22 protein-coding genes are annotated in these 25,564 nt (G+C 42.0%); 8 read left to right on the top strand and 14 right to left on the bottom strand.

Going from position 1 to position 25,564, the window contains the following annotated elements; all coding sequences use genetic code 11:
* Nucleotides 1-27: 27 nt before the first annotated feature.
* From ABH09_RS03130 to hisS, 5 genes are all read right to left on the bottom strand, one after another.
* The gene (locus tag ABH09_RS03130) at nucleotides 28-678 is read right to left on the bottom strand and encodes a hypothetical protein (RefSeq protein ID WP_230977998.1); all 651 of its coding nucleotides are present in this window, start codon (nucleotides 676-678) and stop codon (nucleotides 28-30) included.
* Nucleotides 679-769: 91 nt separating this feature from the next.
* The gene (locus ABH09_RS03125) at nucleotides 770-1,441 is read right to left on the bottom strand and encodes a tetratricopeptide repeat protein (RefSeq protein WP_162662636.1); all 672 of its coding nucleotides are present in this window, start codon (nucleotides 1,439-1,441) and stop codon (nucleotides 770-772) included.
* 154 nt (nucleotides 1,442-1,595) lie between these two features.
* Nucleotides 1,596-3,071, bottom strand: a complete 1,476-nt coding sequence (locus ABH09_RS03120) for a sigma 54-interacting transcriptional regulator (protein WP_253715163.1) — start codon at nucleotides 3,069-3,071, stop codon at nucleotides 1,596-1,598.
* A 20-nt stretch (nucleotides 3,072-3,091) separates the two neighbouring features.
* Nucleotides 3,092-5,497: a 30S ribosomal protein S1 gene (rpsA, locus tag ABH09_RS03115; protein ID WP_253715162.1), complete on the bottom strand. Its 2,406-nt coding sequence runs from the start codon at nucleotides 5,495-5,497 to the stop codon at nucleotides 3,092-3,094.
* Nucleotides 5,494-6,867: a histidine--tRNA ligase gene (gene hisS / locus ABH09_RS03110; RefSeq protein WP_253715161.1), complete on the bottom strand. Its 1,374-nt coding sequence runs from the start codon at nucleotides 6,865-6,867 to the stop codon at nucleotides 5,494-5,496. Before hisS ends, rpsA begins: the two co-directional genes overlap by 4 nt.
* A gap of 78 nt (nucleotides 6,868-6,945) precedes the next feature.
* On the opposite strand from hisS, the gene ABH09_RS03105 reads away from it, so the two are divergent.
* On the top strand, nucleotides 6,946-8,025 hold the full coding sequence (locus tag ABH09_RS03105; RefSeq protein ID WP_162662630.1) for a 6-phosphofructokinase: 1,080 nt from the start codon (nucleotides 6,946-6,948) through the stop codon (nucleotides 8,023-8,025).
* Nucleotides 8,026-8,040: 15 nt separating this feature from the next.
* Here the strand turns inward: ABH09_RS03105 and fusA are convergent, their stop codons facing one another.
* From fusA to ABH09_RS03060, 9 genes are all read right to left on the bottom strand, one after another.
* Entirely contained in the window at nucleotides 8,041-10,092 is a 2,052-nt protein-coding gene (gene fusA / locus ABH09_RS03100) for an elongation factor G (RefSeq protein WP_253715722.1), read from the bottom strand.
* Nucleotides 10,093-10,185: 93 nt separating this feature from the next.
* Nucleotides 10,186-13,203, bottom strand: a complete 3,018-nt coding sequence (locus ABH09_RS03095; RefSeq protein ID WP_253715160.1) for a ligand-binding sensor domain-containing protein — start codon at nucleotides 13,201-13,203, stop codon at nucleotides 10,186-10,188.
* A gap of 128 nt (nucleotides 13,204-13,331) precedes the next feature.
* Nucleotides 13,332-13,730: a preprotein translocase subunit SecG gene (secG, locus tag ABH09_RS03090; protein ID WP_162662626.1), complete on the bottom strand. Its 399-nt coding sequence runs from the start codon at nucleotides 13,728-13,730 to the stop codon at nucleotides 13,332-13,334.
* A gap of 81 nt (nucleotides 13,731-13,811) precedes the next feature.
* A complete protein-coding gene (gene serS, locus ABH09_RS03085; RefSeq protein WP_253715159.1) occupies nucleotides 13,812-15,086 on the bottom strand; it encodes a serine--tRNA ligase in 1,275 nt (424 codons plus the stop codon).
* Nucleotides 15,087-15,282: 196 nt separating this feature from the next.
* The gene (locus tag ABH09_RS03080; RefSeq protein WP_253715158.1) at nucleotides 15,283-15,840 is read right to left on the bottom strand and encodes a GNAT family N-acetyltransferase; all 558 of its coding nucleotides are present in this window, start codon (nucleotides 15,838-15,840) and stop codon (nucleotides 15,283-15,285) included.
* Between the two features lie 472 nt (nucleotides 15,841-16,312).
* The gene (locus ABH09_RS03075) at nucleotides 16,313-16,636 is read right to left on the bottom strand and encodes a HigA family addiction module antitoxin (protein WP_253715157.1); all 324 of its coding nucleotides are present in this window, start codon (nucleotides 16,634-16,636) and stop codon (nucleotides 16,313-16,315) included.
* Nucleotides 16,611-16,892 carry a type II toxin-antitoxin system RelE/ParE family toxin gene (locus ABH09_RS03070; RefSeq protein WP_162662621.1) on the bottom strand — a complete coding sequence of 94 codons (282 nt, stop codon included), beginning with the start codon at nucleotides 16,890-16,892 and terminating at the stop codon, nucleotides 16,611-16,613. Before ABH09_RS03070 ends, ABH09_RS03075 begins: the two co-directional genes overlap by 26 nt.
* 239 nt (nucleotides 16,893-17,131) lie before the next feature.
* The gene (locus ABH09_RS03065) at nucleotides 17,132-18,355 is read right to left on the bottom strand and encodes a leucine-rich repeat domain-containing protein (RefSeq protein ID WP_253715156.1); all 1,224 of its coding nucleotides are present in this window, start codon (nucleotides 18,353-18,355) and stop codon (nucleotides 17,132-17,134) included.
* Between the two features lie 520 nt (nucleotides 18,356-18,875).
* Nucleotides 18,876-20,225: an acetate kinase gene (locus tag ABH09_RS03060; protein WP_162662617.1), complete on the bottom strand. Its 1,350-nt coding sequence runs from the start codon at nucleotides 20,223-20,225 to the stop codon at nucleotides 18,876-18,878.
* Between the two features lie 883 nt (nucleotides 20,226-21,108).
* Between ABH09_RS03060 and ABH09_RS03055 the strand changes: the two genes are divergently transcribed.
* From ABH09_RS03055 to ABH09_RS03025, 7 genes are all read left to right on the top strand, one after another.
* Nucleotides 21,109-21,324, top strand: a complete 216-nt coding sequence (locus ABH09_RS03055; protein WP_253715155.1) for a type II toxin-antitoxin system RelB/DinJ family antitoxin — start codon at nucleotides 21,109-21,111, stop codon at nucleotides 21,322-21,324.
* Nucleotides 21,288-21,638 (top strand): type II toxin-antitoxin system VapC family toxin, encoded by a 351-nt coding sequence (locus tag ABH09_RS03050; protein ID WP_253715154.1) that lies wholly within the window; start codon nucleotides 21,288-21,290, stop codon nucleotides 21,636-21,638. Before ABH09_RS03055 ends, ABH09_RS03050 begins: the two co-directional genes overlap by 37 nt.
* Nucleotides 21,639-21,774: 136 nt before the next feature.
* The gene (locus tag ABH09_RS03045) at nucleotides 21,775-22,083 is read left to right on the top strand and encodes a nucleotidyltransferase family protein (RefSeq protein ID WP_010697523.1); all 309 of its coding nucleotides are present in this window, start codon (nucleotides 21,775-21,777) and stop codon (nucleotides 22,081-22,083) included.
* The gene (locus ABH09_RS03040) at nucleotides 22,067-22,423 is read left to right on the top strand and encodes a HepT-like ribonuclease domain-containing protein (RefSeq protein WP_162664133.1); all 357 of its coding nucleotides are present in this window, start codon (nucleotides 22,067-22,069) and stop codon (nucleotides 22,421-22,423) included. The genes ABH09_RS03045 and ABH09_RS03040 overlap by 17 nt, the downstream gene beginning before the upstream one ends.
* Entirely contained in the window at nucleotides 22,413-23,072 is a 660-nt protein-coding gene (locus tag ABH09_RS03035; RefSeq protein WP_162664134.1) for a hypothetical protein, read from the top strand. Before ABH09_RS03040 ends, ABH09_RS03035 begins: the two co-directional genes overlap by 11 nt.
* A gap of 91 nt (nucleotides 23,073-23,163) precedes the next feature.
* The gene (locus ABH09_RS03030) at nucleotides 23,164-24,273 is read left to right on the top strand and encodes a DUF4145 domain-containing protein (RefSeq protein ID WP_253715153.1); all 1,110 of its coding nucleotides are present in this window, start codon (nucleotides 23,164-23,166) and stop codon (nucleotides 24,271-24,273) included.
* A gap of 107 nt (nucleotides 24,274-24,380) precedes the next feature.
* Nucleotides 24,381-25,010 carry a hypothetical protein gene (locus ABH09_RS03025; RefSeq protein ID WP_253715152.1) on the top strand — a complete coding sequence of 210 codons (630 nt, stop codon included), beginning with the start codon at nucleotides 24,381-24,383 and terminating at the stop codon, nucleotides 25,008-25,010.
* The last annotated feature ends 554 nt before the right edge of the window (nucleotides 25,011-25,564 follow it).

Genomic DNA, 25,564 nt, shown 5'->3' with positions numbered 1-25,564 from the left:
TTAAAATATCAGCACTTATTGAGTATTTTACGGATTTTTTTTCTCTATTAAAATGTATCCTAGATATTCCAATGCACTGTGGAGCGTACTAAACGTTGCCGTGTATCCATAGCTGACAGCATAAAAATTTACACACCAGTATGTTTCTGTTCCTCCCGATACGGAAGCCTGCTGTACATCGTCATCACCTACGGTAATATTGTCTTTATTAAAGGTGCGTTTGGCATGGGGAATTCTGTCATCCCTTTGCGGTATACCCTGTTGAATTCCGTTTACGGTAAGCTGTGCAGGATCGCTAACCGGTGAGCCGTAGTCCTGTAAACGGAAACGAACAGAGGCATCGGATGGATATGTACCAATCAACGGGCGTGTATATATACCGGTCGCCGCTAGGCGATAGTATTTCTTAGTGTTTTCCAAATACTCTGCTGCTGTGAATGGGTTATCATCATTATATTGGTCGATTCTACTACGGTCGTTCTCGCAGTCATTTTTTCGCTCATAGATGCGGTAGTAAATTTCCGTTCCCTTAATGTACCCCGCTGCATGTGCTGTATTTGCAGAATCTGCAGTTTTGAACTCACAATATCGATCATTTAGGGCGGTCAGATTACTGGGATTATGCCCTGAACGTTGCGGCTTTTCAAGATAGATAAAACTTGGAATACCGCAGGCCATTATGAACAGGCCAGTAAAACAGAAAAAAAGAAAAGTGTATCGCTGATATAAAAGCCGTAACAGCGGCATAATCCCTTATAGTACCTTCCCGCTAATTGATGGAAAGTGCAATAATCCGCGATTTTGCAAGCAGTGTCCAATCGTTATCGGGGTAGGCTTCCGTAAGTTTTGTATATGCTTCAATCGCCTTATCCGGATGAGCAAGGCTTTCTTCAAGCCGTCCGATGTTAAATAATGCTCGGGGCTTCAGCGGAAAGTCCTCTAAGGCTGCTGATAAGGTATACAGTTCCAATGCTTTATCGTGCTGCTGTAATTCATCTGCACAGACTGCTGCATTAAAATAGGCAATACCGGCGGTATAAGCTTTCGGCAGCGCCTCTCCTGCTTTTTGGTAAAAGGCGAGCGCTTTTTCCCAATCCTTGCGGAGCACATAGATTTCTCCGAGAGTCGTATACGCCCGAAATGCGGCATACGTGTGGCCGTTTGCTACGGCCTGTTTTCCCAATTTTTCGGCAAGGGCATCTTCCTTTGCCGTCATATCTTCAGCATTTTTATCCCGTAAATCAGCCCATTCGGAGATAATTGCTTCCGTTTCTACGGATGCACTTTTTGCGGCGCGTGTCGTCATTGCCGACGCAATCAAAGCGACAGCGACAACGGCACAAATTACTCCCAGTATAATGACAATCGGTTTCCGATGTTGAGTTAAAAATTGTCCGCAGCGTTCCGAAAAAGAAAGCGTTTGATCGTTTTGTTCTGTCATATATGTCTCCCGTTAATCCTTTGGGCAGCTCTAAAAACTTGGTTAGATTTTTAGAGCTGCCCGACGAGTTTCAATTTAAGTCTTTTTACTGTAATGACTTAAATTGAAACATCGCAAAATAAATCTAAGGTAAACCTCTAAAAAACTGAAGTTTTTAGAGGTTCTCCTTTATGTTTAACTCTTTCATCAATCGTGAAAGATATGTTCTTTGAATTTTGAGTATTGAAGCCGCCGCCGTTTGATTTCCGCCGGTTGTTTCAAGTACCGTTCTGATATATGTCCGCTTAAACGCATCCGTTGCAGATTTAAGGCCGCCAACGTCTCCGGCCGACACTGCGACAGTAGAGCGGGGAAATAAATATTCAGCGGTAACAAGCGGCGGACATCCGTTTAAGCACCCGTATTCTACAGTATTTTTTAGCTCCCGTATATTTCCCTTCCATTCCGCTTGTTGTAACGCTTCGTGAGCATCTGGCGAAAAATCAATAAACGGCTTCCGCATTTCCTGCGCCGCTTGGTGCAAAAAAAACCGAGCGAGTGCATCTATATCTTCTTTGCGTTGCCGCAGCGGCGGTATATACAGCGGCAATACGTTTAATTTACCGTATAGTTCCGACAGGAAATCTCCTTCGCGGGTTAACTGCTCGATATCGCGGGATGTTGAGGCAATCAACCGTATGTTTCCGCCGCTTTGTTCAAGCTGTAAAATCCTGTCTAAAAGCCTCTTTTGGAGTGAAAGCGGAATGGCGGCTGCTTCATCAAGGAACAACGTTCCTCCTTCCGCTTGTTTAAAACAGCTTTCATCGGAAACATCTGTACTGTCCGACTTAGCACCGAATAAGCGGTGTGCAAGCAGCTCCTCTGCCGGTTCGGCACAATTCACACGAATAAAGGGATAACCCGCTCGACGGCTATAAACATGCAACTGCTTTGCAACAGATGTCTTTCCTACTCCGTTTTCTCCTATAATAAATACCGGTATATCGGAAAATGCCAGCTGTTTACAGAGTGCGAGTTTTTCCCGCATTACCGGACTGGCCGCTATAAAGGGAGTTTCTTTCGCTTCACGGTCTGTTCGCTGTTCCGTGTATTTTACAGTATCCACATAGAGTCGGTATGCACACGAAGTACGATAAACCGGTGCAGCGTATCCGGCTATAAGGCTCAATAACGAAAGATCGGCCTCTGAAAAATTTCCTCCATCTTTTTTATCCACTGCTTCAAGTATTCCTATACGGAAATCCTCTATACGTAGCGGTACTGCAATAAATCCCGATGCCGAATAAGGAGTTTCATCCATACCGTTTGAGGTAAAGCGGCTTTCCGTATCGGGCGTATTCATTCTTAACGGTTCGTTTTGTCGTAACACCCATGCCGCTGCTGCCGGTAATGCTCTTTTTGCGTCAATGCAATAAAAGGCGTCATCGCATATATAGGCAATCGTCCGGGCATTTTGGAGTGTTTCATCCGCTAAAAAAAGAGAAGCAGCGGTACTGCCCACTGCTTGCATAGTCGAACGGAGAATAAGTTCGAGCAAGGTATCACCCGAAGCCAAAGCACCGCGGGTGAATAAGGGTGTGTTGATGAGAGCAGCTAATCTTTCGGGTAAAATACGGCCTGAGATATACATACGCTGCCCTCACGGCAACACTATTCCGATGCTTTATTCTTCATTAAATCGCCCAACGTAAAGGAGCCTTCGCCGTCTTCCTGTTTGGTAGACATATAGCGGGAAAGCTCTTCTTGCTGGAGACGTTTCTTATAGTCGCGGATGGAAAAAGCCGTTTTCTTATCTTTAACATTTACGTCAAGGACAGCCGCTTTTACCTTGTCGCCGACGGCATATTTCTTTAATACTTCGTCGGGATTATCTTCACGATTTTCTACAAGATTTTGCTTGTGAATAAGACCTTCGATACCGCCGGGTACTTTTACGAATATGCCGAAGTCGGTTACCGAGGTAACTTCGCCTTCGACGGTTGAACCGGGTTTATATGCCTCTGCAAAGGTCTTCCAGGGATCATCACTTAGCTGCTTTACACCAAGGCGAACTCGGTGTTCGGCAGGATTGCATTCGATAACAATTACTTCGAGATCTTGACCTGCCTGAAGCTCACTGTTCGGATGGCGTACCCGTTTTGTCCACGAAAGATCGTCGACATGCAAGAAGCCGTCAATCCCTTCTTCAAGCTCGATAAACGCACCGGCATTGGTTAATTTAACCACTTTGCGGGTTAAGCGGGTTCCAACAGGATAGCGTTCATCGATATTATCCCACGGGTTTGCCGTTACCTGCTTTAAGCCGAGGGAGACGCGTCCTGCTTGGATATCGTAACCGAGGATCATACATTCAACTTCATCACCGATTTTAACCATGTCGCTCGGTTTGCTTACCTTTTTTACCCAGCTGAATTCGCTGATGTGTACAAGACCTTCGATACCTTCCGATAATTCTACAAAAGCTCCGAAATCGGTAATCTTTGTAACATGTCCCTTTACAATATCGTTTACTTGGAATTTATCTTCAAATTCAAGCCACGGATCGGGGGTGAAATGCTTTAATGAAAGATTGATACGTTTTTCGGTGGGATCAAGTCTGATAACTTTTAAATCGATTTCCTGACCCTTTTTTACAAAATCTTTCGGCCGGGTAACGTGTCCCCAGCTCATATCATTAATATGAAGCAAACCGTCAAAACCGCCGAGGTCGATAAATGCCCCAAAGCTGGTAAAGCTTTTTACGGTACCTTTTACAACGTCACCGATGTTCGTATTTTCAAAAAATGCTTCGCGATTCTTTTCAAGCGTATCTTCAAGATATTTTCTTCTATTAACTACAATATTGTCTCTGTTTCCCTTGCGGTCAAAGACCATCTTTTCAATATAGAAAGTTCCCTTTTCGCCTAACAGGGATTCAGGTTTATCCACTTTCTGGGCGGCCGCTTGACTGATAGGTAAGAATGCAATCATGTTTGCACCGAGATCAACATCATATCCACTTTTGTTTACAAGCTTTTTGATGACACCTGTTACCGGAGTTTTATTCCGATATGCATTCTGCAACTCTTTGCGTAAAATGTTACGGTCTGCTTTTTCCTTGGAAATAATCAGCTTACCGTCAGTTGCTTCGGTCTTTTCAATGTATACCTGTACGGTATCGCCGATCTGGGGCTCTTCGGTAAACTCTTCGCGCGCAACGCGTCCTTCCGATTTACCGCCAACGTCAATAAAAACCGAATCATCGGTTATCGCAATAATACGGCCTTCTTTTAATGTTCCGACTTCAGGAGATTCAAAATTTAAATACTCCTCTGGTAATTGTGTTTGGATGCTCTGATCGGAATTTGTAACTGCATCCATTGCCACTTCCTTTTGTTCCATAAATAACCCTTTATCGTGTATTTTGTCTTTTATTTTCTCACAAACCTGCATTATGGTCAAGTCCGATGTATCTAAATAGAAAGCATCTTCGGCAATTTTTAAACTGCCCTCTTTTTTATTCCGGTCGATAGCGTCCCGCTCTTCGATATTTTTCCGTATTTCGGCTTCAGAAAGGCTGCTGGTACCTTGTTCAAAACGGCGCCGTGTTCGGGCATCTACGGAGGCGTCGAGGTATACCTTGCATTCGGCATTAGGGAATACCACGGTGGTCATATCCCTGCCTTCGCAGACGATGTTGAGTTTTGCTGCAGCGGCACGGATTTTTTTGTTGATAAGGTGCCGGATAGGCACAATCGCGGAGAGAGCGGCGACTATCGATTCGACGGCATCACTGCGAAGATATGGTTCCACGCAGCGGCCGTCTAAATACATTCCATCCCGCTTATATTCAAGCAATACGTTTTTTGCAAAATCCGTCCACTTGGCCTCGTTTGTTAAATCCGGTTTTTCTGCACCGGCGCCGCTTTCGTCTCCGCCTAATGAACGGAGTACTGCGAGTGCCATTGCACGGTAAAAGCTGCCGGTGTTCATAAAGGTGAAGCCCAAATCCGCCGCAATCATCTTCGCAACGGTGCTTTTGCCCGAACCTGCAGGGCCGTCTATTGCAATAATCATTTTTTACCACCTTTTAGAGATGCCGGAACATCTTTTAATAATAGATGGGTTTCCGTACGGCTCGGCAGGTGTTTAAGACGCACCGGCATTTCGGCACAGTTCTGCAGTGCCGGAGAAACGGAGACCTCATCCGGTTCGCTGTTGCTATCGGAACCTTCCGGCAGCGGCTCGATAAAAAGCCCCCAGTCGATGCCTTTCTTTTCGGCATAGCCGTACTGCTGCTGTATCTTCTTAGGTTCGGGGAAGACCTCTACGCGGCAGCCACATTGTTCCAGATAACTCGCCGCTGCGCTGTTTCGGCGGATGGAGTTGCCTTTCTCGTAAAATACGATTGCATCGATAAAACAGGCCTCTTTGGAGCCGATGCCGAGCTGCTCCAATCCTGCGAGGAGACGGTCAAGTCCGATCGAAGCGCCGACCCCGCTCACCGTATCTTTCATGTAGAGTCCCGTTAAATTGTCGTAGCGGCCGCCGGAGCAAACCGACCCGAGCTGCGGAAGGTCGGTTAAAAAGGTTTCGTACACAATGCCAGTGTAGTAGTCAAGGCCGCGTGTAATGGAGGGGTCAAGCACAAAGCTGTCCGCGATACCTGCGTCGCATAGGAGCTGATATACGTCCCGCAAGCGAGCGGTATCGGGGGCGGCGCCTCCTGCAAGCGATTCTATATGCGCAAGAACCGTTTCAAAATCGGCACCTACCGGAAAGCTGTTGCTGTATTGCACAATCTGCTCGGCCTTTTCCGCTCCGGCAATTTCCGCGAGTTGTTCGATTACTGCTTCTTTGCCGATTTTTGCTAATTTATCGACAATGCGGAGGATGTCTTCGCTTTTATCCTTTAGCTCCAGCCTGTCTAAAAACCGGTTGAATATGCCGCGGTGCGAGATATGAATACGGAAGTTTGTAACGCCGAGCGCTTTGAGGGCGCTATACATGACTTTCAGGATTTCAAAATCGGTATAAGCACAGTCCGAACCGACGCTGTCAAAATCGCATTGAATAAACTCGCGGTAACGTCCCGCCTGCGGTTTTTCGCCGCGCCAGACTTTTGCAATATGATACCGCTTAAACGGAAAATATAATTCGCTGTAGTGTTCCGCAATAAAGCGGGCAAAGGGGACGGTCAGGTCAAAACGGAGCGCAATGTCGCGTCCACCGTTATCGTTAAAACGGAATACTTGCTTTTCGGTTTCCCCGTTGCTTTTGCGCAACAGCACTTCGGAATATTCCAAAGCAGGGGTGTCGATGGGTACGAACCCTGCATTTCTAAATACATTGGTAACGGTTTCGATTAAAAGTGCTCGCCGTATTTCGTCGCGCGGTAAAAAATCTCTAAATCCTTTAAGAACTTTCGGTTGTATCAATTCACTCATTTTTTCAGTATAGCGAATTTTTATACCTGTTACCAGTGCGCACTTGCATAAGCGAGGAAAGCAGGGTATTCTTTTAATATGACTGCACATAAACGCCTCGGCATTTTAACATCGGGGGGCGATGCTCCCGGCTTAAACGCCGCTATCAGAGCTTTAGCTCGGACAGCGATGAACCGTTACGGAATGGAAGTGGTTGGTATTGAGCAAGGGTACCGCGGCCTCATCGAAAATAAGTATCATATATTGACGGAGCAAGATCTTTCCGGCATCCTCGCGCGCGGAGGGACTATTTTGGGGGCTTCCCGTGAAAAACCGTTTAAAGACCGCGGTTGGCGTAATGCGGACGGCAGCGGGGCGGTTGATTGTATTAAAAAAAATTACAAAGACTTACGTTTAGACTGTCTCGCCGTCCTCGGCGGCAATGGCTCGCAGACTACTGCCGATATGCTCGCAAATGAAGGACTGAATATCATCGGTATTCCGAAAACCATCGACAACGATATTGTGCATAATGATATGAGCTTCGGCTTCCACACCGCGCTTGATATTGCAACAGATGCTATTGACCGGCTGCATACGACGGCGGCGAGTCATAACCGTATTATGGTGATAGAAATTATGGGACATAAGGCGGGATGGCTTGCGCTCTACGCGGGTATTGCCGGCGGCAGCGATGTTATTATCATCCCCGAAATCCCCTACCGGATTGAAGCAATAGCCGAGCACTTACTGGAACGCCGTAAAAAAGGAAAACATTTTTCCGTAATTGCTGTTGCCGAAGGTGCCGTATCGTTTAGCGAAAAGGATATGAACAAAAAAGCCTTAAAGGAAGCACGTAAATCTATGGTCGGTTCGATCGGATATCGGGTCGCAGGGGAGATAGAAGCGGCTACCGGTGCCGATGCGCGGGTTACGGTGCTCGGCTATTTGCAGAGGGGCGGTACCCCCTCCGGCTATGACCGTATATTGGCAACGCGCTTCGGCGCTGCTGCTGCCGAGTTCGCCGCAGAGGAACGGTACGGCGTTATGACAGCTCTGCAACAGGGGGGGATCACCGCCGTACCCCTCAGTAAGGTCGCCGATAAGGTCAAGAAAGTACCGGAAGACCACCCGATGATTCGCGCCGCGTGGGATGTCGGCACCTGCTTTGCCGGTTAACCGGTTGTTGGTCGGTTAGCTGCCGAGGCCGCCTTTTTTAATTTCAAAATGACTAAAGCTCATCGTAAAAGAGGCGCGTCCCTGCGTAACGGAGCGTAAATCGGTAGAAAAGCCGAAGAGTTTCGCCATCGGCGCTTGTGCATGAATGACATCGATATTCGGCTTCGAATCCATGCCGAGTACCATGCCGCCGCGCTGCGTCATCTGACTCATCGCATCTCCGACAAATTCCTTAGGACAGAGAATATCAACATTCATCACCGGCTCAAGCAGTTCGGGAGCGGCTTTTCGGCACGCCTCGTCAAAGCCCATCGCAGCGGCGGCTTCAAACGCAAAGGTTGTCGCAGTCAGCTCGTCGTATTCGGCATCGATGAGCGTTACGCCGATGTCTACGCACGGATAGCCGTATTGAATACCCGAATTAAAGGCGCCGCGGATCGCGTGCTCCACCGCCTCGATAATATCTTCAGGTAGGGAATGCGCCTGCGGAGTGCCGCCCGTCGAGACCTTAACCGTGTTCTTAAAGCTATTCCCCGAACCTCGTTCAAGCGGCTCTACACGGAGCGTGAGCTGTGCCGCCTGCTCTTTACCGGCCAGCACCTTGCTGAATCGCTCGGTGTGTTCTACCGTTTGAGTAACGGATTCGCGGTAGGTTACCTGAGGCTTGCCGATACGGGCTTCCACCTTAAAGTCCTGCAGCATACGGGTTGTAAGAACATCCAAGTGCAGTTCACCCATACCGGAGATAATCAGCTGTCCCGTCTCCGCATCCTCACGGCTTATAAAGGTGGGATCTTCCCGTGATAGAATCGCGAGTGTTTCTTTGAGTTTATCGCTTTCCGAAAGACTTTTCGGTTCGATGGCTACGGAGATAACCGGTTCGGGGAACTGCATGGATTCAAGGAGTATCGGCATCCCTTCGCTGCCGAGCGTATCGCCCGTTTGCGCCAATTTGAGCCCGACAAATACGGCAATATCTCCTGCTTCCACGCTATCCATCGGCTCGGATTTATTGGAGTGCATCCGCAGGATACGGCCGATCCGCTCCCGCTTTTTCTTGCCGACATTATATATCTGATCACCGGATTTTACCTTTCCCGAATACATACGGACATAGCAGAGCGCACCGGCCTCTCGATCGTATTGAATCTTAAAGACTAAACCAAGCGGCACACCGTCGCTTTTACAGGGAACGGAAACCGCTGTACCTTTTTTGACCTGTATTCCTTCGGCAGGAGCAACTTCGTCGGGTGCGGGCAGATAGTCCACAATTGCGTCGATGAGCGGCTGAATACCGATATTGCGCCGCGAAGCTCCGCACAAAAATGGAATATAATCACGCCGGAGTACCGCCGCTCGAATTTCTTTTTTGATCAATTCTGCCGGAATGGGTTCTCCCTCAAGTATTAAATCCGTTACCGCATCAGAGTAGGCGGAAACAACATCCAGCATTTTTTCACGATATTTTTCAGCCTCCGCACGGTATTGGTCGGAAAGCGGGCTGCGAGTAAATTTTTCGCCTTCGGTGTCCGCATCCCAGCGGATTTCTTCCATTGTTATAAGATCGATAACTCCTTCAAAACTTTCCGCGCTGCCGATGGGAATTTCTAGCGGCATCACCGTACAGCTGAATTTTTCTTTAACATCCTCCATCGCCGCAAAAAAATCGGCGCCGATTCTATCCATTTTGTTTACAAAGCAGATGCGCGGTACATGGTAATGATCCGCCTGCCGCCACACCGTTTCCGTCTGCGGCTGTACCCACCCTACCGCGCAGAGTACGGCAACTGCACCGTCGAGTACGCGCAAGGAGCGCTCCACCTCAGCAGTAAAGTCGACGTGCCCCGGAGTGTCAATAATATTGATTTGGTGATTACGCCAATAGGTTGTTGTTGCTGCGCTTTGAATGGTTATACCTCGATCCTGTTCCTGCTGCATCCAATCCATTGCCGCAGCGCCGTCATCAATCTCTCCAATACGGTGAATTTTTCCGGTATAAAAAAGAATACGTTCGGTTGTCGTTGTTTTTCCGGCATCAATATGCGCCATGATGCCGATATTTCGCATAGTAGTAAGGTTACACACACACTGCTCCTTTTTAATATTCCAATATTCTGTGAGCACTATTTCGATCGAGCCGCATCAGGGATAGCCGGTATGTCAGTTACAGTCTGTTATCTGATCCATCGTCGTATCATAAAATACAACTTTATTTCTTCCCGTCTGTTTTGCGCGATAGAGGGCGCAATCCGCTTTATGGATCATTTGTTCAAAAGTATCTTTTTCGGTAGGTTTCCCCGCAAAGACTCCGATACTGATAGTTGCCTGTCCTACCATTTCTGTGGCGTACCGCCCATGCATTGTTTCTATTGTTTTCCTGATTCCTTCCGCAATATGAATCGCCTTTTCAGGAGGCAAATTATACATTACAATCAAGAATTCTTCTCCGCCATACCGACCTATCAAGTCTGTCTCCGTTCTAATGCGCTTTTTTAAATCTGCTCCAATCAAACGCAGCAGTTCGTCACCTGCTTGATGGCCGAAGCGATCATTATAATTTTTAAAAAAGTCGATATCGAACATCATAACCGCTATCGGAACATTATGCTCTATCGCCATTTGCCATATTTTTAAACCGAGCATATCGATATACCGGCGATTGCCTATTCCGGTTAAGTGATCGAGCAGGGAAAGCTCTTTGAGGGTAAAGTTATCTTGTATGAGCACTAGTTGTTTTTCTTCGAGCAGATCGGTATATCGCTGCAACCAATACAACTTATGAATCTTATATGCTAGGAAAACAATCACAGATACTACGACTATATAAAACCAAATCATAACGGGAGAAATAAGAAAACTCTGCCGTATGGTGAACGAAATGCTGTCGTGTACGACATCTTGTCCCTCTGCTACATTTTTTACTAAGAACGTATACGAACCGGGGGAAAGGTTAGTGTATCGTACAAAATCCCTATCTGAAGCAACAACCCAATCTTTATCAAAGCCTACCAATTTGTAGGCAGCGATTGGCTTTTTATGCTGAGAAAAGTAGGGCGCTGCAAACGAAATTTTAATATCCTTTGTTTTGTAACTGAAGGTAATTGATTGCTTTCTTGTATAAAGGTTAATTGACTGGCCGTCTGCAGTCAATGCTCGTATTTTAATGGGCGCAAACTGGAGTCTGAATGCATAGAGCTTTTCTTGAGATATTTTTAATATACCCTTATCGGTGCCGAAGAAAAACAATCCCTTGTCTTTTAAAGCAATGGGCGCACATGAGAAATAACCATATCGGCGTATATTGGTGATATTATATGCTTGAGCCGTTTCATGTGCTATATCGAATAAATTTAAATATTTGAGTGCTGTTATCCATAGAAATCCGTCATCCGCATCGGTAATACCGATGATCCGGTTAGAGGAGAGACCGATACTTTTTGTATAGGTATGGAAGAGTTCTGTTTTTGGATCGAACCGGCAAATACCGCCGTCGTTTGTGCCAAACCATAGAAATCCTCTTGAATCTTCGCAAAAAGAATCAATACGATTGGCAGAAATTCCCGTAGGCTTATTTACGTCGTACAGGTACGAAATAAAATCGTCTGTCTCCGATACATATCGACAAAGACCTCTATTTGTACCTATCCACAGTGTACCGCGACTGTCTCGATTGGTAAAAAAGATAATATCGTTACTTAACGAACGGGGAACGTCTGAATGACGGTATTGTGAAAGTATTCCCTTTATGGGTGAAAAATGGACAAGCCCCGCACCGTACGTACCGATCCAGAGCGTATCATCAGCGTCTTGATAAACAGAACGCACCAAAAAACTTGAAGTATCGGATATTCTGCCGTTATATAAAGAAATCGGCGTAAATGAAGCCGTATTTGAATCAAAGAAGTACAGGCCTTTATTAGTACCTATCCAAGCTTCCGTATCGCTGATAACACTGATAGAATAAATAATCACACCGTTTACTTGATCTTTACTCACTATGAACGGGAACTCTTCCGGTTCCAACTGATCAAGGTCGTATCGAACAAGGATATTATTGGAAGCCGCCCAAATATAGTTCGTACTGGATGCTAAACAAGAGATTGTATCGTCAAGATGCGATAACTTTTTTTGACTTGCAGCATCTTCGTCATAGAGCGGTACGGCAATATCGCCTGAAAGGCGGCTCAAATCCGCTATATTGAGCGCATCAGCGGTCCCGACAAAGAGCATATTGTATTTGTTTATAAAAAGTGAATATACGACATTATTGGTCAGAGCCCCCGCCAGGTTCTGATTAGCTTTATATGGGGTTACTTCTTTTGTCTTTTTATTGATGACGTACAGACCGCCGCCCCACGTACCTACCGCAATGTAATCGTCGGTAATAAAATTATTATAGAGTGTATATATTCGCGCATCCGGTAGCGAATAGATTTCATATTTATTTTTGTCCGGTACAATACGGATAAGTCCAACTCCCCAAACGGAAAGCCAATATACGCCGCTGATGTCTTCGATAAAATGGTAAACAACACCGTTTTTTCCGGGACATCCCTCAGGTATGAGGCTGCACGGCTCAAAAGACCTCTCTGTTTCATTGTATTGCCACACCCCGTCATACGTTGAGGCGTAAATGACACCGCGAGAGTCCTCGCTGATTGATCTGATGGTGTTGTTCCCGATAAAAGAGTTATATTGATGGTTATTGAAAGGGGTAAAGTTCTTACAGCCTCCATCGCGGCAAAAATATAATCCATTAATTGTCCCTATCCATAAGTGCCGCTTTGAATCGCGAAAAACCGCTGTAATCACATCATCGCTGACAGGAAAATGGGTGATTGTTCCATTCTTAATATCGAAGCGCTCCAATCCGTTGTATGTGCCAAGCCAAAGTATGTCATCGGCGTCCATATAGGCTGTCTGAATCTGACTTGAACGGATCGTAGTATTATCAAAAGGCAGGTGTTCATATTTTTCGGACGTAATCCCGTTATACTTAATAAGACCAGAACGGGTAGCAAAGTACAGACAATCATGGCTGTCTTCTGCAATGCCGACAACTTCGCTAAAGGGGAATAGCACCGGTTCGGTATAGAATGAGAGTGGTGTTATATCTGCACAGAATACTAAACCGGCCATTAAAAAAAGTGTGCTAACGAATGTAATAAAATATTTCATGCCTACCTGTACGCTCCTTTTATAGAGGAACAATCCTAGAATGAAATAGAGATATATTCATCTCGCCGCAACTTATTTCGATTCATATTCCAAAAAACAAAAACAGTTATTAAATACAACAGTTCTTTTTAATGAGACGTATTATTAGCTGCCGCCTCTTCGGAAGATCGAGGATCGGTTTCGGTATTTTCCGTAGTATCGGTTTTGCCGGAATCGGAATCTTTCTCTTTCCACCATTCCGTTGCTGTTTCCGCCTGCTGTATTTGAGCGTCTTGCTGCAAGCCGGAATCGCCGGGACTTTTGTTCAGCCATGCAAGGAAAAAGGTAACGACAAAGAAAAGTGTTATCAGGGTATACGTTGCCCTTGTCAGAATGTTGCCGGAACGTGAGCCGAATGCGGAATTCGATCCACCCGAAAAAAGACCGCCTAAGCTGTCTCCTTCTTCATTCTGTAATAATACCAACCCCACAATTAAAAAAGCAACTATAATGAAAAATACCAATAATGCAATGCTCACTCCGCTCATAGACAGATACTCCAGAAATTTAGTAAATTATCACGCATTATATAAAAATAGAGAGGTTTATGCAAGACTTTGCAAACGCTCCTATCTCTTTTTGATGACGTCAAATCCGCAATAGGGCACCAGTACTTCGGGAATTTTGATACTGCCATCCTTCTGCTGATAATTTTCTATGATGGCGACAAGCGCACGGGACACGGCAATCGCCGTACCGTTCAGCATATGCACATATTTATTTTTCCCGTCATCGTCTTTAAACCGTACATTGAGGCGGCGCGCCTGATAGTCGGTACAGTTTGAGGTAGAGGTAACTTCTCCCCATTCCCCGCCGTTGCGCCCGGGCATCCATGCTTCCAAATCCCATTTACGATAGGCGGGAGCGCCGAGGTCTCCGGTACAGGTGTCGACAACGCGGAACGCAATGCCTAAACCGGTAAAGATTTCTTCTTCGATAAGACGGAGTTTTTCGTGAATGGCATCCGATTCTTCGGGGGTGCAGTATACGAACATCTCCAGCTTGGTAAATTGGTGTACGCGGTATAATCCCTTGGAGAACTGCCCCGCAGCTCCAGCCTCGCGCCGAAAACAGTGCGAAAGTCCGCAATACATCAACGGGAGCTTTGCTTTTTCGAGTATTTCGTCCGCATGATAGCCACCAAGCGTAATTTCCGCCGTGGCGACAAGGCAGGTACCTTCGTCTTCTATAGTATAGACATTCGATTCGCTTCCGCGCGGATTAAAACCGATACCGCGGAGAATTTCTTCTTTTGCGACATCCGGGGTAATAAACGGGATAAATCCGTGCTTGCGCAAAATATTCAGGCCATACAGTACCAGCGCCTGTTCCAAAAACACTGCTTCATTTTTGAGGTAGTAAAACTTTACACCGGAGACCTTTGTCGCAGCATCAAAGTCGATTAAGTCGAGCGCTTCCGCCAGTTGTACGTGATCCTTAGGCTCAAAATCGAACTGAGGAACGGTACCAACTCGCTTTACTTCGCAGTTTTCCGTATCTTCCTTACCGACGGGAGCATCGGGATGCGCCATGTTCGGAATCTGCATCATGGCCGCATCAAGCGCCGCTTCCTTTTCTTTTAATGCTGCTTCGGCAGCTGCAATTTCAGCCTTGATCGCCTTACCCGTTTCGATAAGTGCATTTCGTTCTGCGGCGTCCTTTGCCTTTTTCATTGCAAGGGAGTTTTCATTTCGTTTTGCCTGAAGCCCTTGCAACGCAGTTACCATCTCAGTTCGTTCGTCAAAGAGGCGGACGGCAGCTTCCGCATCGGCATGCATCGCACGGTTAATAATATTTTGTTTAACCGCTTCCAAATTATTTTTGATAAATCGATAGTCAAGCATGGTATTCCTTAAAATTCAACAGTTGGATAAAATGTGTATTTTGGAAACTGTTGAATTAGTGCGCGAAAAGCGCACATGTTTAATAAGCGATGTTTCGGCTCTGCCGAAACTCGACGGATAACGAGGCAGCCTTATTGTGGCCGCTGAAGTTACTCCGGTATTTTATGAAGTTCCGACACTTTATGCAAGCGTTTCCTTATTTTTCAACTTTATACTGCGGATTTGCTTCGTAAAAATCTGCAGGTAGAATATCCATCAGGATGATATTGTGATATTCCATATTTCGGGTTAAACCGTCGCGGATTTCTCCGATTTTTTTAAAGCCGACTTTTTCGTAGCAGGCAACGGCACGCTGATTAAAGTCATACACTCGTAATAGAATATTATGCAAGTTGAGCTTTTTAAAAGCGTAATCCAGCAGCAGCGACAGCGCTTCTCGCCCGTATCCCTTACCCCAATAGCCCTTATTGCCGATGAAGATACCGATTTCCGCCGTCCGGTGAAGATGATTGATGTCGATAAAGCCGACATTGCCAATCAGTTCATTAGTCTTTTTGTCGATGATACCGTAATTGTGATCTTGAGCGAGCTTTTTTAGAAGCTCTCTTTCTCCATCGACAGGAATAATCGACGAAATTAATTGCAGATTTTCGGTCACTTCCATATCGTTGAGCCAAACGGCATACTGTTCGGCATCTTCAATATTGAGCGGCGCAAGATAGCATTGGGTGCCTATCAATTTTTTTATGTACATACGAGTCTCCTTTTCTCCGTTTGAAAATATACGGCGCATCTACTTCGTTGCATCATTAAAAGTGTACATCCCTGTACACTTTTAATGGCGAATTTCGGCTTTGCCGAAATATCGCTACTGTTTAAACCAGTAGTGGCATCCGTGCCACTGCTGAAAATCCTCAACGTATCAGAACCGCCACGGATGGCGGGGGTTTTAGTCAGTAGCGTGTTTGCCCTGCAAACACGTAGGTAAAAAATATACAAGGATGTATATTTTTTACCGTGCCTGCGGTTAATTTGTGCTCGCGCCTCGTATCTGCATCGTCTATTTTCAAACGGCTTACGAAAAATTTATTTTCAAAAGCACTTATTTATCCGTGCCGCTACTGAAAATCCTCAACGTATCATAGTCATATTCGGCTGCTAACATTCGCTTAATCTGCAAATGGGCATAATCCCGTTTGTCAGCGTTGAAGCGGATGTTAGACAATTTATGCATATGCGTGCATTTTTATTGTTTCAAATTCTCGGGAGTGATTATTGTTTTCTTCTTCTAAATCATACAAATTCTGAAGATTGAGCCAGAATTCTGCTGTCGTTCCAAAGAATTTTGAAAATCTGATAGCGGTATCCGCAGTAATTGAACGCTTTCCGTGAATTATTTCGGAGATTCTTGTTTCAGGAACATTGATTTCTTTTGCCAGACGATATGCAGAAATGTTCATTGCATTTAAAAAATCTTCTTTAAGAATTTCTCCTGGATGAATATTGGGTAATTTTTCATCTTCATCAGTGATAATCTGTGATTCTAACATTTTCTGCACCTCCATTTTCAAACTTAAATATAATTCTCCATTGATCATTTATTCTGATTGAATAAAATCCGTCTAAATTCCCAACAAGTTTTTCTAAACGATTTCCCAGAGGAATCCTTAAATCTTCTACCACTTTTGCAGCTTCAATCATTCGAAGTTTTCTTCTTGCAACATTCTGAATTGTCATCGGTAACTTTTTACTTTTATTACCTTTGCATATTGCTTCTGTTTCTATATCATCAAAACTTCTTATCATACTTCTATACTAATGCTAAACAGAAGTAATTGTCAAGAAGAAACCAATATTAAAATACAAAAGTGCAGTTTGCTTTTTCTTAAATAGATGACTAAGCTCGTTGTTTAAAGAAGATAGGATGGGGCGAAGGGGATGGAAATAATTTTGCAATTTGTAATGGGTAATAATTGGCTTCTGCCGCCAACATCGATTACCCATTACCAATTATCAATTAAAGGAATTATCCATTATGCATTGAATTAAGGATTAAGCTGCGTCAGCCCTTCAAACTTTGCTTTTTTTTCGGCTTCGGTAGTGCCGGGAACAACCATACTATGGAGCGCTTTAGCTGTAGTGTAGTTGCCGTAATACGCTTGCGGTACTTTTATGCTCTTTTCGCCGAGGGCAATGCAGCTCTTGAATGCACTGACAAACTTACCGTCACCATAATTGCATTTAAGCGTAACGGAGGTAAGCACTTCACAGTCGAGAAAGCAGCCTGACATCTCCGTAACGCTTGCCGGTATTGCCGGAACCTCCGTAAGACTTGTGCAGCCCCAAAAGCAGGCTTTCATGTCCTCAACGCCTTCCGATATTGCCGGTCCCTGCGTAAGACTTGTGCATTTTTGAAAGCATTGGCTCATATCTTTAACACTTGCCGGTATTGATGCAGGAGCCTCTGTAAGACTTGTGCAGTTTTCAAAGCATTGACTCATATTTTCAACACTTGCCGGTATTGATGCCGGAGCCTTTGTAAGACTTGTACAGTTTTGAAAGCAGTAGCTCATATCCTTAACGCCTTCCGGTATTGCCGGTGCTTGCGTAAGATTTATGCATGAGGCAAAGCAACTTTTCAGATCTTTAACGTCTTTCGGTATTGCCGGTGCCTCTTTAAGACTTGTGCATGAGGCAAAGCAACTTTTCATATCGTCAACGCCTTTCGGTATCGCAGGCGCCTTTGTAAGGCTTGTACAGTCTCGAAAGCAGCCGGTCATCTTCGTAACGCTTTCCGGCAGTACCGGCGCCTGCGTAAGGCTTGTACATGAGTCAAAGCAGCCAGTCATATCCTTAACACCTTTCGGTATTGCCGTTACTCTTACAAGGCTTTTGCAGCCGTAAAAGCAGAAGGGCATATCCATAAGAGCTGATACGCTTCCGCCTAATTTAAGTGCAACCTTTTTAGTCGGGTGGGCTTGCAGAATTGCTCCGAGCGGACTCGGTTTAGGGGGATATCCGAAATCATCCCCTTTTAAGTGCTCTGCCTCAAGACCGGTTACTTCGATTTTGTTTATCTCTGTGGTTGAAGCAGTATTTGCAAGGTATTCTGCAAGTTTGTCGTAAGCGACGGGTGTGTACTCAGGCATCGGTGTAGGCGACTCCGGTGTCTTTGTTGCATTGGGACAGGCGGTAAATAAAACCGATGCGGCAAGCATCAGCACCGCTGCCCAGCCTAAAAACAGGTTCGTCCTTCCATTTTTATCCATTAATATATCCTCCTAAAGATTTGGACGCATTGAGCAGTACTCAGTATACACACTGCTCGACAACGAATCGGAAATTAGAATATAATATCAAAAATCTTCTATACAAAAAGCGATTCCAATAAAAAAGAACCTTGGTTATGTAAAAAGAACTATGGTTGCAGACAAGGGGAGTGAGGGAAGAACACGGCCTGATGCGGGTACCTGTACGCAATCCTAGACGAGATATAAGGTTTATGGACATCTCTAAAAGCTCGGTTAGCTTTTTAGAGATGTCCGACGACCTCACATCAGCTGTAAGCCTTTCGTCCGGCCGAGGATAAACGCATCAGGCGAAACTTCAACTCCCGACATGCACGGATGTATGTCAGAAACAATGGGGATGTCCCAAAAGTTGGTTACTTTCGGGACATCCCCGACGAGTTTAAAATTAAGTTTTTATACAGCAACGACTTAATTTTAAACATCGCATCTAAATCTAAGGAAGCTGTCCAAAAACTGAAGTTTTTAGACAGCCCCATGTTTACCGTGCGCCGGGAATCTTTACGACGATGTTTGCAAGTTCCGGTTTTTTTTCAAGGTCTTTTTTTAAGCCTTCCGCGCGAGCTTTGTTGACATAGTCGGGCGACTGGAATGAATAGGTGAACTTGGTATGCACGTCGTAGGTTCCCTTCATCAATGCATATGCGTCTTCCGTCATAACGAGCTCTTCGTCGGTGGGGATAACAAATATCTTTACCGGCGAGTCATCAGCACTGATGCAGGTTTCTGCATTGCGGGTGCGGGCAAGCGCATTCTTTTTGGGATCAATCTTGATACCGAGATGGGTTAAGCCTTCGCAGACGGCGAGCCGGGTGTCAAAGCCGAATTCTCCTACACCGGCAGTGAAGACGATTGCATCCGGTTTTTGACCAAGCGCAGCAATATAGGCGCCAAAGTATTTTTGCAAGCGATATACTTCCATATTAAAGGCAAGCCGTGCCCGTTTATCGCCTTCCCCCATAGCTTCTGAAACATCGCGGCGGTCAACATATTGTCCGGTAACACCGAGTAAGCCTGATTTCTTGTTCAAGGCAGTATCCATTTCCGCCGGTGTCATGCCGGTTTTTCGCATAATATAGAAGGGAAGCGCCGGGTCGCAATCGCCGGAGCGGGTTCCCATGACTAAGCCTTCCAAGGGCGTCAGTCCCATCGAGGTATCGAAACTCTTGCCCTGCTTAACGCAGCACATCGAAGCGCCGTTCCCAATATGGGCGATGACGATATTGGTATCCTCAGGCTTTTTTCCAAGAATGACGGACGCCCGCTTTGCTGTGTATAAAAAGCTGGTACCGTGGAATCCGTAGCGGCGGGCATAGTATTTTTCATACCATTCATGCGGAATAGCATACATAAAGCTGGTCTCGGGCATCGTCTGATGCCATGCCGTGTCGATAATCGCGCAGTGCGGGACATTCGGTAAAATCTTCTGGGCAGCCTCGATACCCATGATATTGGCAGGGTTGTGGAGCGGACCTAAATCCTGTACTTCGCGGAACGTATTGAGAATTTCGGGGGTTACGATAACCGATTTGATAAACTTATCTCCGCCATGGGTCACACGGTGCCCGACAGCCTTAATCACATTCATATCGGTGATAACACCTACGGACGAATGCGTCAACGTTTTAATGATGAGCTGAACCGCATCCGTGTGGGTTGGACAAGGACTTTCCAGCACATACTTGTCTTTTCCTCTTGCCTCGTGGGTAATCACGCTGCCGGGTTGGGTTACCCGCTCTACAACACCCGATGCGAGGACACTTTTATTGTCCCAATCATACACCTGATACTTTACCGAAGAACTGCCGCAGTTCAATGTCAAAATAATCATAAAAACTCCTATCATGAAATAATAAATGTAGAATACCGATAGATATTCTCTCTTTAAGAGAGTCGCTATCATCTATGATGATTTCAGTATATAGCGAAATCGGGGGAATGTCAAAAAGGAAGATATATTCTAAGAAAGTATTGGGAACTGCTAAAAACTTCAGGTTTTAGAAGTTTTCTTTAGATGTGACTTGCGATGGATATGATAAATATCTGGTCTGAGTATTTAACCTCTATGCCGAACATAATCTTATGGTGAGGTGGAGTGTAATTTCATCTTCTCGCCATCAAACATCATAGCAAGATTATCAATTTGTACTTTTGGTACCGAGCGTATTATTAATTATGTATCCTATAGATTGAATGCGATTTGTCTTTATCCTATTTAGCGAAGATAGGCCTAATCTGGCTGTTGATGATGTGTTCCGGTGGATACTATGGAAGAAAGATTTAATTTCTTATCTTGTAACAGTTTAGATTGCGAACGAGTAGTTTTTATGATATTATGAGGAAGGGCTGAAACAATGTTATACCGACACCGCCGCATAGGGCGGTGATATAAAAGAGGTGTATAAAAACGAATTATCCGGACGAGTTGAGGAATTAGATCTATATCAGATTAAAAAAGCAAGTAGTTTTGTTCTATAATAATAAAAATATCCTGAAACAGAAATACGAAATTTATTTGCAGAATTGAGTTCAAGAACAAAAAAGATCATTTTTGGGACAATACAGTTTGTATTAGAAAATGGACATTTAAGTTTTAAATAGTTACAAGTTCTATCATTAAAAACAGCCTTGATGCAACCTTGAAAAACAACTTATTTAAATATATAATATCTATATGAATGTATGAATATCGAATGCTTAAAAGGGAGGAAGTGATGATAAATACAACACTTGTTCAAATTAGAGTTGATCAAGCTCTAAAAGGTGAAGTTACTCATATCTATGATTATTACGGACTGGATTTACCGACAGCTATCAGAATTTTTATGAAAAAAACGGTTGCTGTTAATGGGCTTCCTTTCGACCTACGCGAGGAATCAAATAAAAAAAATATTTGGCAGTATTTTGGAAGCGGCAAGGATATCGAATAGTTATTCCGTCTGTTGTTCTTGCGGAGCTCGAATACGGGGCAAGGAATTCCAACGATTATGAAAAGACAATTTCAGTTTATAAACCATTTTTAGATTTATATCCGACAGCTGTTTTTGATAAAAAATCATCGATAGAATACGGAAAATTAAGAAAAATTTTATCGTCAAATGGCACCATAATCGGTCCGAATGACATGATGATTGCAGCAACAATTCTAGCAAACGGTGGAACATTGATAACACACAATATCAAGGAGTTTTCAAGAGTAGAAGGCTTATTAATTGAGGATTGGGCGATGGAATATCCGGTATAACACCCGCTTCAACCTGACATTGCGGCAAAGCCGCAAATGCAGGTTAAGCGAATGTTAGATGGACTCGTGCTACTGCACGAGCTGAATTTTTAGATATAAAGCTAGATTTAATATTAAAAAAAAGTATAATAGAGCTATGAAACCTAAAGAAAAAAAAGAGATTTTTAATTTCTTAGAATATAATAAAAACATTCTCCAGTCCTATGGCGTAAAAAAAATAGGTCTTTTTGGTTCTTATATACATAATCAACAAAATAAAAATAGCGATATTGATATATTAGTAGAATTTCATGCTAATAAAAAAAACTATAATAACTTTATAAATTTAGTTTATTACTTGGAAGATAATTTGAATACAAAAATAGATTTATTAACTATAGAAAGTTTAAGTCCGTATATTGGTCAGAGAATACTCAATGAGGTTGAATATGTATCGATCCAATGAAGATTTGTATAATCATATTTTTGATGAAATCATTTTTTTGGAATCTGAAACAGGTACTATGACAAAAGAGGCGTTTCTAAAAGATGAAAAAACGCAACGGGCATTTGCACGGAGTATTGAAATTATTGGAGAAGCCGTTAAAAACATTTCAAATGATATAATCATTAAATATAAAGAAGTTCCATGGAGAAATATTGCCGGTATGAGAGATAAACTCATTCATGGTTATTTTTCCGTTGATTATGAAATTGTGTGGGATGTTGCAAAAAACATTATTCCTGAATTTAAGAACCAACTGATAAAAATTATGGATACAGAAAAAAAGAAAAATGACAATTAAAGAAATAATAACAGAAATCAATAAAATAGAAATAGATATTGCTGATTTTATAAGTAGTTACAAAAGTGAACAACTCGTCAGTAATTATGATGATTGGAATTATAAAGATGTCATTGCGCATCTTTTGGAATGGATTATGTTTTCAAAAAATAAACTAAACGCTATTGTACATAACCAAGATTTTCAAGAAATAAGTAATATCGATATATTCAATAAACAAAATTATATAAAAAATAGGAATAAGCATATTACAGAATTACAGAAGAAACTAATCTTTGAACTGAATGAATATAAAAATATTGTGCTGTTGTATACAGAAGCGGATTTACAGAGAAAAGATTTGCCAACAGGTTTTTCATTTGAATTATGGCAGTATATGATAATGGATACTATTATACACCCTGTAATGCATTTATTATATTATTTAATTAAAACAAAAAAATATAAGTTATTTTTCAAATTGTGTAAAAAATATAATGACATATTTTATTGTTATGCAAAAGGAAATCTTGAGGTGTATTCTTTTTATGAATATATTGAAGATAGTAAAAAATTTATTGAGAATATAAAAGAATTAGGCGAGCAGTATAAAAATGATGCTATGATACATGCAGTTTTAAAAGCCAATAAAATAGATGAAAACATCTAACACCCGCTTCAACCTGACATTGCGGACGAGCCGCAAATGCAGGTTAAGCGGATGTTATGTGGACGCCCTATTAGGCGCTTAGGAGAAAAAAATGAAATATGATGATTTCGAGAATCTTGCTAAGAAAATTAAAAATGAAACTAATGCAGGAAAAAAATATAAAGCAAAATATAAAAAATTAGATGAAACTTCAAAAGAATTTAATATAGAAGATAATCAAAGCAAAAGTATTTCTTTTACTTTATTCTTTATTACGTTTGATAAAAGAAACAATATTTCAAAATTAGCAATTCAATTTGAAAATACGAGAATTGAAATTGTTTATAAAAATTCAATTTATTATTTAGAATATATGGATGATATTCATGAAATAGAATCAAAAATTTTAAGTAAAATATATGATGAAGAATTTAAAATTTTTTCAGATAAAAAAGAAGATTTATTTTTTCCTGATAGATTAATTATTGGCTACTCTGATATTAAAAAGAAATATCCCATTCAAACAGATTTTTTATGTCCAGAATGTCAAAAAGGAAGACTTTGTATAAGTGATGATAAATCTATTATAAATGAAGAGTACAAGAATTTTAATGAAAAAATAAGAACTGATTATTATGGAGAATATGATACAGATTGGTTCAGAAATTCATTTATAGGCTTCTTGTGCTGTAATAATTGTTCTGAAAAAATTGCCTTTCTTGGAGAATCATCCTATTCAGAGTATTATACCCAACAGATAGATGATTATTGTGAACGATATGTTGAAGAAGTCTATGAAATCAAATATTTCGAAAGAGTAAAAGATTTTATTAATATAGATTATTTACTAAATGAAGATTTGAAAAAGGTTCTCCGAGAAAGTTTTTTATTATACTTCTCTGATAAAAATTCATGTGCAAATAAAATACGAGTATTTTTAGATATGTTTTTAACCGAATTAGGAGTTTCAGAAACATCTTTAGATGGTAAGTTTAGAAATTTATCTGAAAGAATAGATAACTGCAAAAAAATAAATAGTCCACAAAAAGAGACTTTGAAAATATTAAAAAATGTTGGGAATGAAGGTTCTCATGGATATGGAATTATAAGTAAGTATGATTTGTATAAAACATATAAAGTTATTGAAAGTCTAATATTGAATAAATATAAAAAGAAAGAGGAGATAGAAAATATAGCTTCCTTAAAAAGAAAATTTAGTTAATAAATCACATAACACCGTTTTCAAAGCCGACAAACCGGACGAGCCGGTTTGCGGTTTAAAACAATGTTATGGCGACAGGTTACTGGCCTGCTTTTTTAGAAGGAAAAATGAAGAAAGTATTTTTTATAACATCTTCAATTTTATTATTTCTTTTTCTTGTATATAGATTTTTCTTTGTCGGATTAATGTATGATGCATATGAAAATAGTAATGCAGAATATGAAGATTCAAATGTCTATATAGATTCATCTTTTTTTCCAAGTTATGATTATGAAGGCTATAATATTTTTTTTGTTCATTATCGTAGACGATATTATTTTCAATTTAAAATACAAAGCAAATCTGGGAAAATTATAAAAGCTGAAATTCTTAATAATGAATTAATAAAAAATGGAAATTCTTCTTCTTTTATGGATTCAAGTAGTTGGACTCGAAATGAACGAGAAATGGTATTTATGGATATAACAGAAATATACCATTCAGTAATTACTTCAAAATACGACAGAAAAGATGAATACCTTGAATATTTCAAAGAATATAAGACTGTAAACTTCAAACATGAAGAATATCCAGAAACAGAAGATTATTGTATTTATTTCGAAATTCCGATTACTTACAAAAAAGATAATACAGTGGAAATTAATTTGGAAATTAATCTTATATTTGAAGATGGTCATGAAGAAATTGTACGCCAACATTTCGGAGGAAAGAAAAATAGATATATAAATTTTCTTTAATTTTTTAGAAATAAGGTTTATAGAAAAAAGGAATATTTTAGAAAGCAAGTCGAGCTTTCTTCCTAAAATGAAATTGAACTTTAGGGGTTACGCGAAGAATCAGTAGTACGCGGCTTTACGCCGCTTAGGAAAAATATCATAATAGAAGGGTACGCTGTCAAAAACAGTACAGAATATTTCTTAATGAAAAAAGAAATTAAGAAATCTAATTCTGTAAAAGCAGTAATTTTGCCATAACACCCGCTTCAACCTAACATTGCCTTTGCGGCAATGCAGGTTAAGCGTTAGTTAGACGGATGCCTTACGGCACGATAAGCTGTAACTTTGAAAAATAGGATATATTTTTATAAATTAAAGTTTAAAGCCCCAATTAATGGGTTAGGTTACTTTGAGCAAGAGTGTCTTTTATTATAATGGCTATTTGAGGATGAGAAAAAATAAATTTTTATCTAATAATTTTAAAACTTATTAAGGAAATTAACAAAATATAAGTCATTCCGACGGTTGTGGTGTTTGTAATATTAGGATTTATTGTTAAAAAACTGGAAAAGTGA

Source organism: Treponema sp. OMZ 803, from assembly GCF_024181165.1.
GTDB lineage: Bacteria > Spirochaetota > Spirochaetia > Treponematales > Treponemataceae > Treponema.
Note: the sequence above shows the minus strand (reverse complement) of the source record. Positions and strands in the feature narration are given on the sequence as shown.

Excerpts from the sequence above, each read along its gene's own strand:
- ABH09_RS03130 (WP_230977998.1), bottom strand. The coding sequence starts at position 678 with ATGGCCTGCGGTATTCCAAGTTTTATCTATCTTGAAAAGCCGCAACGT.
- ABH09_RS03125 (WP_162662636.1), bottom strand. The coding sequence starts at position 1,441 with ATGACAGAACAAAACGATCAAACGCTTTCTTTTTCGGAACGCTGCGGA.
- ABH09_RS03120 (WP_253715163.1), bottom strand. The coding sequence starts at position 3,071 with ATGTATATCTCAGGCCGTATTTTACCCGAAAGATTAGCTGCTCTCATC.
- rpsA (WP_253715162.1), bottom strand. The coding sequence starts at position 5,497 with ATGATTATTGCAATAGACGGCCCTGCAGGTTCGGGCAAAAGCACCGTT.
- hisS (WP_253715161.1), bottom strand. The coding sequence starts at position 6,867 with ATGAGTGAATTGATACAACCGAAAGTTCTTAAAGGATTTAGAGATTTT.
- ABH09_RS03105 (WP_162662630.1), top strand. The coding sequence starts at position 6,946 with ATGACTGCACATAAACGCCTCGGCATTTTAACATCGGGGGGCGATGCT.
- fusA (WP_253715722.1), bottom strand. The coding sequence starts at position 10,092 with ATGCGAAATATCGGCATCATGGCGCATATTGATGCCGGAAAAACAACG.
- ABH09_RS03095 (WP_253715160.1), bottom strand. The coding sequence starts at position 13,203 with ATGAAATATTTTATTACATTCGTTAGCACACTTTTTTTAATGGCCGGT.
- secG (WP_162662626.1), bottom strand. The coding sequence starts at position 13,730 with ATGAGCGGAGTGAGCATTGCATTATTGGTATTTTTCATTATAGTTGCT.
- serS (WP_253715159.1), bottom strand. The coding sequence starts at position 15,086 with ATGCTTGACTATCGATTTATCAAAAATAATTTGGAAGCGGTTAAACAA.
- ABH09_RS03080 (WP_253715158.1), bottom strand. The coding sequence starts at position 15,840 with ATGTACATAAAAAAATTGATAGGCACCCAATGCTATCTTGCGCCGCTC.
- ABH09_RS03075 (WP_253715157.1), bottom strand. The coding sequence starts at position 16,636 with ATGTTAGAATCACAGATTATCACTGATGAAGATGAAAAATTACCCAAT.
- ABH09_RS03070 (WP_162662621.1), bottom strand. The coding sequence starts at position 16,892 with ATGATAAGAAGTTTTGATGATATAGAAACAGAAGCAATATGCAAAGGT.
- ABH09_RS03065 (WP_253715156.1), bottom strand. The coding sequence starts at position 18,355 with ATGGATAAAAATGGAAGGACGAACCTGTTTTTAGGCTGGGCAGCGGTG.
- ABH09_RS03060 (WP_162662617.1), bottom strand. The coding sequence starts at position 20,225 with ATGATTATTTTGACATTGAACTGCGGCAGTTCTTCGGTAAAGTATCAG.
- ABH09_RS03055 (WP_253715155.1), top strand. The coding sequence starts at position 21,109 with ATGATAAATACAACACTTGTTCAAATTAGAGTTGATCAAGCTCTAAAA.
- ABH09_RS03045 (WP_010697523.1), top strand. The coding sequence starts at position 21,775 with ATGAAACCTAAAGAAAAAAAAGAGATTTTTAATTTCTTAGAATATAAT.
- ABH09_RS03040 (WP_162664133.1), top strand. The coding sequence starts at position 22,067 with ATGTATCGATCCAATGAAGATTTGTATAATCATATTTTTGATGAAATC.
- ABH09_RS03035 (WP_162664134.1), top strand. The coding sequence starts at position 22,413 with ATGACAATTAAAGAAATAATAACAGAAATCAATAAAATAGAAATAGAT.
- ABH09_RS03030 (WP_253715153.1), top strand. The coding sequence starts at position 23,164 with ATGAAATATGATGATTTCGAGAATCTTGCTAAGAAAATTAAAAATGAA.
- ABH09_RS03025 (WP_253715152.1), top strand. The coding sequence starts at position 24,381 with ATGAAGAAAGTATTTTTTATAACATCTTCAATTTTATTATTTCTTTTT.